The organism is Modestobacter lacusdianchii, assembly GCF_054177765.1.
In genome coordinates this window covers 1-13,930 of the sequence record NZ_JBJJTJ010000002.1, presented here as the reverse complement: position 1 = coordinate 13,930, position 13,930 = coordinate 1, and the positions used below count along the sequence as shown (strand labels likewise).

Sequence of the window (13,930 nt, the reverse complement as noted above, 5' to 3'; positions counted from 1 at the left end):
GGCCCTCAAGGACCGGCCGCGGCCGACCGATCTGGAGGAGGTGACGTCGACCCTCTCGGACCGCTGGGACTGCCGGCCGCTGCTGTCCGGCGCCGATGACCTGACGATCGTCTTCCAGCCGATCGTCGACCTGGCCTCCGCCTCGGTGGCCGGCTACGAGGCCCTCGCCCGCTTCCCAGGGACGGCCACGCCGGACGTGTGGTTCGCCGCCGCCCACGAGGCCGGTCTGGGCGCCGAGCTGGAGGGCCTGGCCCTGCGCAAGGCCCTCGCCTCGTTGCCCGACCTCCCGCCGAACACCTTCCTCACCGTCAACGTCAGCCCGCACCTGCTGGGCTCGGCTCCGGTCGCCGCCGCCCTGGCCGAGCCGGCGACGTTGCGCCGGGTCGTGGTCGAGCTGACCGAGCACATGCCCACCCCCGACCTGACCCGGCTCCGCGCGCAGACCGCCGCGCTCCGCGGCCGCGGTGCGCTGATCGCCATCGACGACGCCGGCTCCGGCTACGCCGGGCTGCAGCAGCTGGCCGAGGTCCGCCCGCAGCTGGTCAAGCTCGACCGCGCGCTGGTCAGCGGCGCCGACACCGACCCGGTGAAGACGGCGCTGGCCGAGATGGTCGGCGCCTTCGCCAGCCGGATCGACGCCTGGTTGCTGGCCGAGGGCATCGAGACCCCCGGCGAGCTGGCGGCCTTCGCCCGGCTCGGCGTCCCGCTGGCCCAGGGCTGGCTGCTCGGCCGCCCCGCACCGCACTTCGCGCCGCTGTCGGCCGAGGCCGCCCAGCTGGTGCGCACCCAGGTCGCCCGCGCCCAGCTGTCGGAGTCGGTGGCCAGCCTGCTCAGGCCGCTCCGGCAGCACGGCGCCGGGGACGACGACGGCGCCCCGCCGCCCTACGTCGTGCTGGACGACGCCGAGGTGCCGGTCGAGCTGGTGCTCGCCGACCCGCGCACCGGCGCGGCCTACCGGGCGCCGGTGTCGCTGCGGGTCCCGCCGTCGGCCGGCGTGACCGAGACGCTGCAGCGCGCCCTCACCCGCCCGCCGGTGCACCGCTTCGACCCGGTGCTGTGCACCGACCGCACCGGGACCGTCGTCGGTCTGCTGCGGGTCGAGGACCTCGCCTCGGCCGCGGCCGCCGGCCGCTGACCACCGGGCCGCCCCGACCCGCGGCCCGGCCACCCCGACCACCGAGCACAGGAGCCGCCATGAAGACCTTCGCCTGCGGGGACGTCGTCCCCGGCTGCACCAGCACGTTCACCGGCCCCGACGAGGACGCCGTCCTGACCCAGGTCGCCGCCCACGCCGCCGCCGACCACGGGCTGGGCAGCGTGCCGCCCGAGCTCGTGGCCCAGGTGCGCGCGCACATCGTCACGGCCTGAGGGAGGGCCGCGCTGCCCCGGCGGCGGCGCGGAGCCGGGTGGGCCGCCTGCCGGCGGCCCGCCCGGCTCAGGCGCTGGCGTCGGTGAGGCGCCGGCGCTGCTCGTCGGTGAGCACCAGGTCGAGCATCGGCAGCAGGTCGGCCAGCTGCTCGACCGAGCGGCCACTGGCGATCGGCGCGGTGACCGCGGGCTGGTCGGCCAGCCAGCGCAGCGCCACGGCCGGCCCGGTCACGCCGTGCTCCTCGGCGACCTCGGCCAGCGCCGACAGCACCCGGTCACCCTTCTCCCCCACGTACTTCGCCGCGCCCTCGGCCCGCGGCGAGTCGATCGTCTCCCCGGCCCGGTACTTGCCGGTCAGGAAGCCGCGCGCCAGCCCGAAGTAGGGCATCGAGCCCAGCCCGCGCTCGGTCACCACCGCGGCCAGCTCGGCCTCGTAGACCTCGCGCTCCATCAGGTTGTAGTGCGGCTGCAGCGCCACGTACCCGGTGACCCCGAGCTGCTGGGCGGTGTCCAGCGCCTCGGTCAGCCGCTTCGCCGAGTAGTTCGACGCCGCGGCGTAGCGGACCTTGCCGGCCTGCACCAGCTCGTCGAAGGCGGTGAGCGTCTCCTCCAGCGGCGTCGTCTCGTCGTCGTAGTGCGCGTAGTAGAGGTCGATGGTGTCGACCTGGAGGTTGCGCAGCGACCGCTCCGCGGCCGCCCGGATCTCCGGGGCCGACAGCGGGTGCTCCTTCTCCCCGGGCGAGGCCTTGGTGGCCACGACCATCCGGTCGCGCACGCCGCGCTCGGCCATCCAGTTGCCGAGGATCGTCTCGGAGACGCCGTTGCCGTACATCTCGGCGGTGTCGACGAACGGCGACTGGGTGCTGGGGACGGCGTCGAGGAAGCGGTCGAGCAGGGCGAAGGACGTCGGCTCGTCGGCCGTCCACCCGAACACGTTGCCGCCCAGGCAGAGGTCGCTGACGGTCAGGTCGGTCCCGGGGAGCTGAGGCATGGGCTCCACGCTAGGCGGGCTCCCGGGACGTCGCGCGGCGGGCGCCGGGGTGCCGGCGGGGCCGGAATCCGTGACGCTTGTGACCAACGAGCAGGAAAACCCCGGAAATCCGGGGGTACGGCTCGCCAACACCCAGGTCGGCATGGCAACGTGCCCGCCGTTGCTGGTCGACGACGGGGTCGGCCAGATCCGCCCACCGGGCCCCCGCCGCGCTGTTCGTCCGCGGCGAGTCGGCACGGTGGAGGCCCCGGATGTCCGCCAGGTCGGCCGGGGGACGCGACCGGCCAGCCGGACGCGACACCAGACTGCGCCCGCCCCGCACCGGGGCAGGCTGCTGATCACACCGTGAGAGGAACACCATGAACAAGGCTGAACTCGTCTCCGCCATCGCCAAGCGCGCCGACGTCCCCTCGTCGACCGTCGACTCGGTGCTCAACGGCCTCCAGGAGGAGCTCGTCGAGGCCATCACCCGCGGCGAGAAGGTGGCCGTCCCCGGCCTGCTGACCGTCGAGCGCTCGCAGCGTTCCGCCCGCACCGGGCGCAACCCGCAGACCGGTGAGTCGATCGAGATCGCCGCTGCGCACACCGCCAAGGTGACCGCCGGCTCCAACCTGAAGAAGGCTGCTGCCGCCGTCCCCGTCGACTGACGCGGGGCCCCGTCCCGGGGCCGCACCCTCCGGCGCCCCCGTCGCGCTCCTGGCACCCCGTGCCAGGATGCGCGGCGGGGGCGTCGTTCATCGTCGAACGAGCCGGCGAGGAGGACCCGTGACCGCAGTGCAGACAGACCTGTCGATCACCACCGACCCGGCCGAGGTCGGGCTGGACGCCGGCCGCCTGCAGCGGTTGGACCGCCGCCTGGCCCGGTACGTCGACGAGGGCCAGCTGCCCGGCTTCCTGGTCACCGTCGCCCGGCACGGCCGGCTGGTGCACGTCGGCATGGGCGGGCAGCGCGACGTCGAGGCCGGCCGCCCGGTCACCGCCGACACCCGCTGGCGCATCTACTCGATGACCAAGCCGGTCACCTCCGTCGCGGCGATGTCGCTGTACGAGGAGGGCGCCTTCGAGCTCACCGACCCGATCAGCCGCTGGCTGCCGGAGTTCGCCGAGACCCGGGTCTGGGCCGCCGGCCCGGCGCAGAAGCCGGTCACCGTGCCGCTGATGGAGCCGATCCGGGTCTGGCACCTGCTCACCCACACCTCCGGGCTGACCTACGGCTTCCACCACGCCCACCCGGTCGACGGCGCCTACCGGCTGCGCGGCCACGAGTGGGGCACCCCGCCGGGCGCGGACTCCGCCGAGGTGGTGGGCCAGTTCGCCGAGCTGCCGTTGCTGTTCCAGCCCGGCACCGAGTGGAACTACGGGGTGTCCACCGACGTCCTGGGCCGGCTGGTCGAGGTGATCGCCGGCAAGCCGCTGGACGAGGTGTTCGCCGAGCGGGTGTTCGGGCCCCTGGGCATGACCGAGACGTCGTTCGGGCTGCGCCCCGAGGACGACGTCGACTCCCTCGCCCAGCTCTACGGCCCCGGCGTGACCCTGCTGCCGGCCCCGTTCGCGCAGGCCGCGCACCGCAAGCCCACCTTCCTCGCCGGCGGCGCCGGGCTGGTCTCCACCGCCGGTGACTACCTGCGGTTCGTCGAGATGCTGCGGGCCGGTGGGGTGGCGCCGTCCGGGGAGCGGGTGCTGGGCCCGCGGACGCTGGCGCACATGCTGCGCAACCACCTGCCCGGCGGCCTGGACCTGGAGACCGCCGGCCGGCCGCTGTACGCCGAGACCCCGCTGCGCGGCGTCGGGTTCGGGCTCGGCTTCTCGATGGTGCTCGACCCGGTGCGCTACGGCGGGGTGGCCAGTGTGGGCACCTACGGCTGGGGCGGGGCGGCGTCCACGGAGTTCTACGTCGACCCGGTCGAGGACCTGACGGTCACCTTCTACACCCAGCTGCTGCCCTCCAGCACCACGCCGGTGCGCAACCACCTCCGCCCCCTGGTCCAGCAGGCCCTGGTCTGACCATGGAGGGGCCGAAGTCGCGACTTCGGCCCCGCCAGCGAGGATGAGGACATGGAGCCCAGCCACGTCCTGCTGCCCGACGAGCGCACCCTGCACGGGCACTGGGACCGCTCGCTCCCGCCGGCGCTGACCGTCGAGCCGGGGACGACGGTGCGCATCGGCACCCTGGACTCCGGCTGGTGGACCGGCGCGCACACCGACGAGCACGGCCTGGACATGGTCGGCCGCCCGCGGCACCCGGTGCACGACCCCGCCTACGGGCACGCGCTCACCGGCCCGGTCGCGGTCGCCGGCGCGCAGCCCGGTCAGGTGCTCAGCGTGCGCATCGACGACGTCGTCCCGGCGGCGTTCGGGACGACGTACGTCGGCCTGCGCTCGACGCCGCTCAACGAGCGGCTGGGGGTGACCGCGGAGCCGGTGGTGCACAGCTGGCGCCTCGACCCGGTCGCGGGGATCGGCCGCAACCAGGCCGGGCAGTCGGTCGCGCTGCGGCCGTTCCTCGGGGTCATGGGGGTGCCGCCGGCCGAGCCGGGTGCGCACTCGACCATCCCGCCGTACTGGCACGGCGGGAACATCGACTGCCGCGAGCTGGTCGCCGGGTCGACGCTGTACCTGCCGGTGACGGTGCCCGGCGGGCTGCTGTCGGTGGGCGACGGGCACGCCGCGCAGGGCGACGGAGAGGTCGGCGGGACGGCGATCGAGTGCCCGATGGACGCCGTCGACCTGACCCTGGACGTGCTGCCCGACCTCTTCGGCGCCCCCGTCACCACACCGGTCGCCCGGACCCCCGCCGGCTGGGTCACGATGGGCGTCGCCGACGACCTGGACGAGGCGATGGCGATCGCGCTGGACGCGATGCTCGACGTGATGGCCGCGCTGCACGGCATCGGCCGCTCCGACGCCCTCGCCCTGGCCAGCGTGGTGGTCGACCTGCGGGTCACCCAGGTCGTCAACCAGGTGGTCGGCGTGCACGCCGTCCTCCCCTGGGGCGCGCTCCGCTGAGGCCCCTGGGCCTCAGCGGGTCGGCCCCGTCGCAGGGGCCCGCCGCGAGCCGGCGAGTGGTGGGGGGCGACGGGGTCCTTCCTCACTCGCCGGCGGTGCCGTCGATGCGCTCGCGGAGCAGGTCGGCGTGGCCGTTGTGCCGGGCGTACTCCTCGATCATGTGCAGGTACACCCAGCGCAGTGAGACCTGCTCGCGGCTGCGGCTGGTGCGGCCCCGGCTCAGGTCGTCCAGCGACCCGAACCCGTCGGCGATCGCCCGGCTGCGCTCGCACTCCTCGGCGAACCTGGCGAACTCCCCGGCCACGACCTCCGGCCCGCCCGCGTCCCGGCCCACCCCGTCGAAGTCGCCGTCCGGGTCGTCGGGCGAGCAGTACACGTCCGGGAGGTCCTCGCCGTCGAGCACGTGCCGGAACCAGCCCTGCTCCACCTCGGTCATGTGCCGCACCAGCCCGCGCAGGCTCATCGACGACGGCGGCACGGACCGCTCCCCCAGCTGGTCGGGTCCCAGCCCCGCGCACTTGGTCAGCAGCGTCGCCCGGTGGTACTCCAACCAGGCCTGGACGGCGGCCCGCTCACCGTCCAGGTACGGCGGGTCGATGCGCACCGGCGTGTCCACGAAGTCGTCCATGACCGCAGATCATGGCGGCTGACCGGCCCCCGGGGCGCGCGTCGGCGCCCGCCTCACAGCAGGGACAGCCCCAGCCGCTCGCTGAGCAGGTGCAGCGCGGCGCGGCCGGCCCGGGAGTTGCCGGCGCGGTCCAGCGGGGGCGACCAGGCACAGACCCCGAACCGGTTCGGCACGTCGCCCATCACCGCGCCGGCCACCCCGCTCTTGCACGGGAAGCCCACGTCGTAGGCGAACTGCCCGGCCGCGTCGTAGGTGCCGCAGGTGAGCATCACCGCGCTGACCCGCCGGGCCAGGGGCTCGGTGAGCACCCGCCGGCCGGTGCGTGGGTCCACCCCGTCGTGCGCCAGGAAGCGTGCGGCGCGGGCGAGCTGCCGGGTGGTCACGGTCAGCGCGCACAGCTGCGCGTAGGCGTCGACCACCTCGTCCACCGGGTGGGTGAAGTTGTCGAAGGAGCTCATCAGGTGGCCCATGGCCGTGTTCATGGCGGCGCTGGCGCGCTCCTCGGCGAGCACCTCGGCGTCGGGCTCGAGCCGCTCGCCGACCAGGTCGGACAGCAGGTCGGTGACCGCCTCGACCGCCGCACCGGGTGACCCCATGGCCTCCACCAGCACGTCGCACACGACGACCGCGCCGGCGTTGATGAAGGGGTTGCGGGGCACCCCGTGCTCGCGCTCGAGCTGGACCAGGGAGTCGAAGGGGTCGCCCGAGGGCTCCCGGCCGACCCGCTGGAAGAGGTCCTCGCCGACCAGGCGGAGCGCGGTGGTCAGCGTGAACACCTTGACCACGCTCTGCACGGGGAAGCCGACGTCGGCGTCCCCGGCGACGTGCTCGGTGCCGTCGAGCTCGCACAGCGCCAGGGCGAACCGCTCCGGCCCCTCCCCGGGCTGGGCGACCTCGTCGTCCTCGGCGAGCGGCCGCGCCTCGGCGGCCACCCGGTCGAGGACCTCGGTGAGGTCGTCGGGCAGGTCGGCGGGGGTGGTGGACACCTCCGCACGGTGTCACGGCGCGCCCGAGCGGGCTGGTTGAGTGGGCGCGTGCTGCGCATCGGTGCCCTGGACGTCCCGGACGGCGGGCTGGTCGTGATGGCGATCGTCAACCGCACCCCCGACTCGTTCTACGACCGCGGCTCCACCTACGAGCTGGACGCCGCGCTGGCCCGGGTGGACCGGGTGGTGGCCGAGGGCGCGGACATGGTGGACGTCGGCGGGGTGAAGGCCGCGCCGGGCGCGGAGGTCGACCCGGCCGAGGAGATCCGCCGCACCGTCGACCTGGTCGCGGCCATCCGGGCGGCGCACCCGAGCCTGCCGATCTCCATCGACACGTACCGCGCCGAGGTCGGCCGGGAGGCGCTGGCCGCCGGCGCCGACGTGGTCAACGACGCCTGGGGCGGGGTCGACCCGCAGCTGGCCCACGTGGCCGCCGAGGCCGGTGCGGGCATCGTCTGCACCCACGCCGGTGGGCTGCCGCCGCGGACCCGGCCGCACCGGGTCACCTACGACGACGTGGTCGCCGACGTCGTCCGGCGGACGACGTCGCTGGCCGACGCCGCGGTGGCCGCCGGGGTGGACCGCGAGCGGGTGCTGATCGACCCCGGGCACGACTTCGGCAAGAACACCCGGCACTCGCTGGAGGCGACCCGGCGGCTGGACGAGCTGGTCGCCACCGGCTGGCCGGTGCTGGTGGCGCTGTCGAACAAGGACTTCGTCGGGGAGACCCTCGACGTGCCGGTCGACGGCCGGCTGACCGGCACCCTGGCGGCCACCGCGGTGAGCGCCTGGCTGGGCGCCCGGGTGTTCCGCGCGCACGACGTCGCGGCGACCCGGCAGACGCTGGACATGGTGGCCTCGATCCGCGGCGACCGCCCACCGGCCCGCACCACCCGCGGCCTGGCCTGACCGACCGCGGCCGGGACCGCCGAGCCGGGGCCGGCTACGACCGACCGGCGAACGTGTCCGCGGCGGCCTGGACACGGGCACGGTGGGCGGCCCGCCCGCCGAGGTCGTCGGTCCGGAGGTTCGGGACCGTCGGCAGCAGCCCCACCGCGCCGTCGACCAGCTCGCGGACGACGTCGGCCTGCCCCGCGTGCCGCTGGGTCTCCGCCACCAGGTGCACGAGCACCCGGTGGAGCGTCGGGTGCCGCCGCTCCTCCGGCCACCAGGGCACCGTGCCGGTGGCGGTGAGGTCCAGCTCGGTGATCGTCGCGTCACCGTGGACCCACACCCGGCGGTAGAGCGCCAGCAGGTCCGCCCGGGACTCGTCGGCAGTGGCCCACATGTCCGCCTCCGGCTCGGCGTCCTCCGCGGCCCACGGCATCGGCTCGGGGAAGGGCCGGCCGAAGACCTCGCCCAGGTAGCCCGCGTCGACGGCCGCCAGGTGCTTCACCACGCCCAGGAGGTTGGTGCCGCTGGGCGTCAGCGGCCGCCGGACGTCGTGCTCCGACGCCCCGTCCAGCTTCCAGACCACTGCGTCCCTGGCGCGCTGCAGGTAGATGCGGAGGTCGTCCTTCAGCTCGTCCACACCGGCAGCATGCTCGTGACCTCCGACAGGAGCGAGCTACGTTCACCCGCATGGCCGCCACCGGGTTCCTCACCGCCGACGAGCTCAACGCGATCCTGCCGGGCACCCTCCCCGGGCTGCTCGGGATCGTCGTGGACACCCACGAGCCGGGCCGGCTCACCTCGCACCTGGACGTGCGCCCCGAGCTGCTGGCGCCCAACGGCTACCTGCACGCCGGCACCGTGGTCACCCTCGCCGACACCAGCTGCGGTCTGCCCACCCGGGCGCTGCTGCCCGAGGGCTCGACCGGCTTCACCACCATCGAGCTGAAGAGCAACCACCTGGGCACCGCCCGCGAGGGGCGCATCACCGCGGTCGCCACCAACGTGCACGCCGGCCGGACGACGCAGGTCTGGGACGCCGTGGTGACCGCCGAGGCCACCGGGAAGACGCTGGCGCTGTTCCGCTGCACCCAGTCCGTCCTCTGGCCGCGGTGACCCTCTCGCCTCCGGCGGTGACGACCTCTCGACTCCAGCGGTGGTGACCCTCCCGGGCTACCGACGGGTAGCCCGGCTGTGGCGCACGACACGCCGGGTGTGAGACTGGCGTCACCGCACCTGAGTCGAGGAGGACCCCGTGCCGCTGGCCAGCCGCTATCCCGATGTCGAGATCCCGGAGCTGTCCGTCCCGCAGTTCGTGCTGGCGGGCGCCGGCGAACGCGCCGACCGCCCTGCCCTGATCGACGGCCTCTCCGGCGAGACGATCACCCACGGTGAGCTCGCCTACTACGTCGAGCGCGTGGCCGCCGCGCTGCACGCCCGCGGCCTGCGCAAGGGCGACGTCGTCGCCGTCTTCAGCCCGAACACGATCTGGTACCCGGTGGTCTTCCACGGCACCGCCGCGGCCGGCTGCGTGATCAGCCCGGTCAACGCGCTGTACACGCCGGAGGAGATCGCCTTCCAGCTGAAGGACTCCGGCGCCAAGGTGCTGGTCACCGTCTCCCCGTTCCTGGACCGCGCGCTGGCCGCGGTGGAGAAGTCGCCGGTCGACGAGGTCATCGTGATGGACGGCGCCGAGGGCCACGCCTCGCTGCGCGACCTGATCACCGCCGACGCCCCCGCCGTGCAGGTCGACATCGACCCGGCCGACGACCTGATCACGCTCCCCTACTCCAGCGGCACCACCGGGCTGCCCAAGGGCGTCATGCTGACCCACCGCAACCTGGTGGCCAACGTGACCCAGTCGCGCCCGCTGGCCGGGGTCGACGAGGGCAACGAGCGGATCATCGCGGTGCTGCCGTTCTTCCACATCTACGGCCTGACCGTGCTGATGAACCAGGGCCTGCAGTGGGGCGGCGCCGTCGTCACCCTCCCCCGCTTCGACCTGGAGCAGTTCCTCCGGGTCATCCAGGACCAGAAGATCACCCGGGCGTTCGTCGCCCCGCCGATCGTGCTGGCGCTGGCCAAGCACCCGCTGGTCGACCAGTTCGACCTCTCCTCGCTGCGCAGCATCACCTCCGGCGCCGCGCCGCTGGACGAGTCGCTGGCCCAGGCCGCGCAGGACAGGCTGCGCAAGGGCGCGAGCGAGGGGGTCAGCGTCGGGCAGGGCTACGGCATGACCGAGCTCTCGCCGGTCTCGCACACCACCCCCGAGGTGGGCCTGGAGCCGGCCGGCGCCGGCCCCACCCCCAAGGGCACGGTCGGGTACGCGCTGCCCAACACCGAGTGCCGGCTCGTCGACCCGGCCACCGGGGAGGACGCCGCCCCCGGCGAGCGCGGCGAGCTGTGGGTGCGCGGGCCGCAGGTGATGAAGGGCTACCTGAACAACCCGCAGGCCACCGCCGAGACCCTGGACGCCGACGGCTGGCTGCACACCGGCGACGTGGCGATCGTCGACGACGAGGGCCGCTACACCGTGGTCGACCGGGTCAAGGAGCTGATCAAGTACAAGGGCTACCAGGTCGCCCCGGCCGAACTGGAGGCCGTGCTGCTGAACAACCCGCAGATCGCCGACGCCGCGGTGATCGGGGTGCTGGACAAGGAGAGCGGCGAGGAGCTGCCCAAGGCCTTCGTCGTCCGGGCGCCGGGATCGGAGATCACCGAGGACGAGATCAAGGCCTACATGGCCGAGCACGTCGCCCCGCACAAGAAGATCCGGCTGGTCGAGTTCATCGACCAGGTGCCCAAGTCGATGGCCGGCAAGATCCTGCGCAAGGACCTCAAGGCCCGCTGACTCGCGACCTCGGGACGACCAGGGGTGCCGCCACCGGCGCCCCTGGTCGTCCAGGGGCGGGTCGACCTGCGTCCTCCTAGGGTCGGGGCATGCGTGCGGTGACGATCTCCTCCCCCGGTGGCCCCGAGGTGCTCGGCTGGGGTGAGGTGTCCGACCCGGTCTGCGGGCCCGGCGAGGTGCTGGTCGACGTCGCCGCGGCTGCGGTGAACCGGGCCGACCTGCTGCAGCGGCAGGGGCACTACCCGCCCCCGCCCGGCGCCAGCGAGGTGCTCGGCCTGGAGTGCAGCGGCGTGATCAGCGAGGTCGGCGAGGGTGTCACCGGCTGGTCGGTGGGCGACGAGGTCTGCGCGCTGCTGTCCGGCGGCGGGTACGCCGAGCGGGTCGCCGTCCCTGCCGGTCAACTGCTCCCCCGCCCTGCCGGCGTCGAGCTGACCACCGCGGCGGCGCTGCCGGAGGTCGTCTGCACGGTGTGGTCGAACGTGTTCATGCTCGCCGGGCTGCGCACCGGCGAGGTGTTCCTGGTGCACGGCGGCGGCAGCGGCATCGGCACCATGGCCGTCCAGCTCGCCGTGCGGGCCGGGGCACGAGTGGCGGTCACCGCCGGCAGCCCGGAGAAGCTGGCGTTCTGCCGCGAGCTGGGCGCGGAGGTGCTGGTCGACTACCGGGAGCAGGACTTCGTCGAGGTGGTGCGCGAGGCCACCGGCGGGCACGGCGCGGACGTCGTCCTGGACATCATCGGGGCCAAGTACCTGGCCCGGAACGTCGACGTGCTGGCCACCGGCGGCCGGCTGGTCGGCATCGGCATGCAGGGCGGCACCAAGGCCGAGCTCGACCTCGGCAAGCTGATGCGCAAGCGGGCCTCGGTGGCCGCCACCACCCTGCGCTCCCGCCCGGCGACCGGCCCCGGCGGCAAGGCCGAGATCGTCACCGCCGTCCGGCACGACGTCTGGCCCGACGTCGAGCGCGGCGTCATCCGCCCGATCGTGGACCGTCGCCTGCCGATGTCCCGCGCCGCCGAGGCCCACGCCCTCCTGGAGTCCAGCGGCGCCATCGGCAAGGTCCTGCTCGTCCCCTGAGCACCCGGCCCCGGACGCCGACTCGAACCTCGGCCTGCTCGCAGGGCCCCGCGGCGAGTTCGCGAGTCCGGCCCCGGTCGGAGGCTCGTCACCAGCCTGCGAGTGATGAGGGGACCGGGGTCCTTCCTTCAGCGGAGGGCGGAGACGTGGTCGATCAGGTGACCGACCTCCTCCGGGGTGTTGTAGTGCATCAGCCCCAGCCGCACCGCCCCGCCGGTCTCGTTGACCCCGATCGCGTCGAACAGCTCCCGGGAGTAGAAGTCGCCGTCCCAGGCGCAGACGCCGCGCCGGGCCAGCTCGCTGACCACCTGCCGGGGGCGCATCCGGGAGACGGTGAACGACAGGGTCGGCGTGCGCTGCAGGGGTGAGCCGAGCACCTGCACGTGCGCCATCGACCGCAGCGCGTCGTCCAGCCAGCCGAACACCCCGGCCTCGTAGCGGTCCACGGCCGCCATCGAGGTGACCAGCCGCTGCCGCCGCGTGCCGCCGGCGTCCGGGCACAGCGCGGCCAGGTGGTCGACCGAGGCGGCCACCCCGGCGTACAGCTCGAAGGCCGGCGACCCCACCTCGAACCGGTCGGGCACCCGGTCGGGGGCCGGGGCGAGCTTGTCCGGGTGCAGCTCTCCCAGCAGGCCGGGGTGGGCGACGACCGCGCCGACGTGCGGGCCGCACCACTTGTAGGCCGACAGCGCCAGGAAGTCCGCGCCCAGCTCGTCGGCGTCCAGCAGCACGTGCGGCGCGGCGTGCGTGCCGTCGACGTACACCAGCGCCCCCACCCGGTGTGCCCGGACCGCGATCGCCGGGACGTCCGGGCGGGTGCCGATGGCGTTGCTGGCGGCGGTGACGGCGACCAGCCGGGTGCGGCTGGTGACCAGCTCGTCGTACTGCCAGTCGGGCAGCTCGCCGGTCTCGATGTCCACCTCCGCCCAGCGCACCACCATGCCCACCTCGGCGGCCACCTGCAGCCACGGGCGGATGTTCGCGTCGTGGTCGAGCCGGCTGAGCACGATCTCGTCGCCGGCCCGCCAGTGCTTGGCCAGCGCGCGGGCGAGCGTGTAGGTCAGCGTCGTCATGTTCGGCCCCAGGACGACGCCCGACGGCGTGCCCCCGACGAGGTCGGCCACCGCGGACCGGGCCCCGGACACCAGCGCCTCGGCCCGCGCGGAGGCGGCGAAGACCCCACCGCGGTCGGCGATCGGCACCCGCATGGCCTGGGAGACGGCCCTGATGACGCTCTCCGGGACCAGCGCACCGCTGGGGCCGTCGGCGTGCAGCAGCCCGTCGGACAACCCGGGGAAGAGCCCCCGGACCCGGGCCACGTCCAGCTGGCCCCCGCCCGACGACATGCCGGGAGCCTAGTTCGTCCGGCTGCGGCCCGGCCGGTCAGCGGGGTACCGGGCGCTCGGCGGCTCGTGCCCGGCGCGAGGCAGGATGGAGGGCATGACAGCACCAGGCACCGGTGAGCCGCGTCCGCAGCAGGTCCTCGTCGTCGGACCCGACGGTCAGCCGGTCGGGGCCGTGCCGATGCCGCAGGACGGGGTGGACGGCGACGACGGGGCGATGGCCGGGGTCGGCGACCTGGTCGAGCAGCCGGCCAAGGTCATGCGGATCGGCACGATGATCAAGCAGCTGCTCGAGGAGGTGCGGGCGGCGCCCCTGGACGACGCCAGCCGCAACCGGCTGCGCGACATCCACGCCTCCTCGATCCGCGAGCTCGAGCAGGGCCTCGCCCCCGAGCTGCGCGAGGAGCTGGCCCGGATCACCCTGCCGTTCACCGAGGGCGAGACGCCCTCCGACGCCGAGCTGCGGATCGCCCAGGCCCAGCTGGTGGGCTGGCTGGAGGGCGTCTTCCACGGCATCCAGACCGCGCTGTTCGCCCAGCAGATGGCCGCCCGGGCCCAGCTGGAGGAGATGCGCCGTAAGGCCCTGCCCGGCGGTGCCCCGGCTCCCGAGCAGCGCCACGGCGGCGGCCAGTACCTCTGAGCGCCGGCAGCAGTGATCAGGTCACCCGGTGTCAGGGGGTCGTCGCATCACCCCAGCTGAGGGGTGCTGTCGATGGTGGCGACGCGGGCGAACATGCGGGTGTTCTGGGCGGGAATTGCTGAGGGGCTGCCGACGGCGGCGGCTTCTGCG

At 74.5% G+C, this 13,930-nt stretch carries 15 protein-coding genes; 10 read left to right on the top strand and 5 right to left on the bottom strand.

Annotated features, from left to right (window positions below; translation table 11 throughout):
- Positions 1–40: 40 nt before the first annotated feature.
- Both ACJTNH_RS01615 and ACJTNH_RS01610 read left to right on the top strand, forming a co-directional pair.
- Complete coding sequence (locus ACJTNH_RS01615; RefSeq protein ID WP_458172499.1) at positions 41–1,135, top strand: EAL domain-containing protein; 1,095 nt, start codon at positions 41–43, stop codon at positions 1,133–1,135.
- Positions 1,136–1,194: 59 nt separating this feature from the next.
- A complete protein-coding gene (locus ACJTNH_RS01610; RefSeq protein ID WP_458172497.1) occupies positions 1,195–1,368 on the top strand; it encodes a DUF1059 domain-containing protein in 174 nt (57 codons plus the stop codon).
- A gap of 67 nt (positions 1,369–1,435) precedes the next feature.
- On the opposite strand, the gene ACJTNH_RS01605 is transcribed toward ACJTNH_RS01610, so the two are convergent.
- Positions 1,436–2,359 carry an aldo/keto reductase gene (locus tag ACJTNH_RS01605; protein WP_458172496.1) on the bottom strand — a complete coding sequence of 308 codons (924 nt, stop codon included), beginning with the start codon at positions 2,357–2,359 and terminating at the stop codon, positions 1,436–1,438.
- A 359-nt stretch (positions 2,360–2,718) separates the two neighbouring features.
- Between ACJTNH_RS01605 and ACJTNH_RS01600 the strand changes: the two genes are divergently transcribed.
- From ACJTNH_RS01600 to ACJTNH_RS01590, 3 genes are all read left to right on the top strand, one after another.
- Positions 2,719–3,006 (top strand): HU family DNA-binding protein, encoded by a 288-nt coding sequence (locus tag ACJTNH_RS01600; RefSeq protein WP_458172494.1) that lies wholly within the window; start codon positions 2,719–2,721, stop codon positions 3,004–3,006.
- 118 nt (positions 3,007–3,124) lie between these two features.
- On the top strand, positions 3,125–4,363 hold the full coding sequence (locus ACJTNH_RS01595) for a serine hydrolase domain-containing protein (RefSeq protein ID WP_458172493.1): 1,239 nt from the start codon (positions 3,125–3,127) through the stop codon (positions 4,361–4,363).
- Between the two features lie 51 nt (positions 4,364–4,414).
- Complete coding sequence (locus tag ACJTNH_RS01590; RefSeq protein WP_458172492.1) at positions 4,415–5,365, top strand: acetamidase/formamidase family protein; 951 nt, start codon at positions 4,415–4,417, stop codon at positions 5,363–5,365.
- Positions 5,366–5,447: 82 nt separating this feature from the next.
- Here ACJTNH_RS01590 and ACJTNH_RS01585 read toward each other — a convergent pair whose 3' ends face one another.
- Both ACJTNH_RS01585 and glsA read right to left on the bottom strand, forming a co-directional pair.
- The gene (locus ACJTNH_RS01585) at positions 5,448–5,993 is read right to left on the bottom strand and encodes a DinB family protein (protein WP_458172490.1); all 546 of its coding nucleotides are present in this window, start codon (positions 5,991–5,993) and stop codon (positions 5,448–5,450) included.
- 53 nt (positions 5,994–6,046) lie between these two features.
- The gene (gene glsA / locus ACJTNH_RS01580; RefSeq protein ID WP_458172488.1) at positions 6,047–6,979 is read right to left on the bottom strand and encodes a glutaminase A; all 933 of its coding nucleotides are present in this window, start codon (positions 6,977–6,979) and stop codon (positions 6,047–6,049) included.
- 48 nt (positions 6,980–7,027) lie between these two features.
- On the opposite strand from glsA, the gene folP reads away from it, so the two are divergent.
- Entirely contained in the window at positions 7,028–7,888 is an 861-nt protein-coding gene (gene folP / locus ACJTNH_RS01575) for a dihydropteroate synthase (RefSeq protein WP_458172486.1), read from the top strand.
- A 34-nt stretch (positions 7,889–7,922) separates the two neighbouring features.
- Here the strand turns inward: folP and ACJTNH_RS01570 are convergent, their stop codons facing one another.
- Positions 7,923–8,510 carry a DinB family protein gene (locus ACJTNH_RS01570; RefSeq protein WP_458172484.1) on the bottom strand — a complete coding sequence of 196 codons (588 nt, stop codon included), beginning with the start codon at positions 8,508–8,510 and terminating at the stop codon, positions 7,923–7,925.
- A gap of 50 nt (positions 8,511–8,560) precedes the next feature.
- Here ACJTNH_RS01570 and ACJTNH_RS01565 point away from each other — a divergent pair, with 50 nt between their 5' ends.
- The 3 genes from ACJTNH_RS01565 (at position 8,561) to ACJTNH_RS01555 (ending at position 11,797) form a co-directional block, all read left to right on the top strand.
- Positions 8,561–8,986, top strand: a complete 426-nt coding sequence (locus tag ACJTNH_RS01565; RefSeq protein WP_458172483.1) for a PaaI family thioesterase — start codon at positions 8,561–8,563, stop codon at positions 8,984–8,986.
- Between the two features lie 139 nt (positions 8,987–9,125).
- The gene (locus ACJTNH_RS01560; RefSeq protein ID WP_458172482.1) at positions 9,126–10,721 is read left to right on the top strand and encodes a 4-coumarate--CoA ligase family protein; all 1,596 of its coding nucleotides are present in this window, start codon (positions 9,126–9,128) and stop codon (positions 10,719–10,721) included.
- 89 nt (positions 10,722–10,810) lie between these two features.
- Complete coding sequence (locus tag ACJTNH_RS01555) at positions 10,811–11,797, top strand: NAD(P)H-quinone oxidoreductase (protein WP_458172481.1); 987 nt, start codon at positions 10,811–10,813, stop codon at positions 11,795–11,797.
- Between the two features lie 128 nt (positions 11,798–11,925).
- Here ACJTNH_RS01555 and ACJTNH_RS01550 read toward each other — a convergent pair whose 3' ends face one another.
- Positions 11,926–13,143 carry a cysteine desulfurase-like protein gene (locus ACJTNH_RS01550; protein WP_458172480.1) on the bottom strand — a complete coding sequence of 406 codons (1,218 nt, stop codon included), beginning with the start codon at positions 13,141–13,143 and terminating at the stop codon, positions 11,926–11,928.
- A gap of 94 nt (positions 13,144–13,237) precedes the next feature.
- Between ACJTNH_RS01550 and ACJTNH_RS01545 the strand changes: the two genes are divergently transcribed.
- Positions 13,238–13,780 carry a bacterial proteasome activator family protein gene (locus ACJTNH_RS01545; protein ID WP_458172479.1) on the top strand — a complete coding sequence of 181 codons (543 nt, stop codon included), beginning with the start codon at positions 13,238–13,240 and terminating at the stop codon, positions 13,778–13,780.
- Positions 13,781–13,930 lie beyond the last annotated feature (150 nt).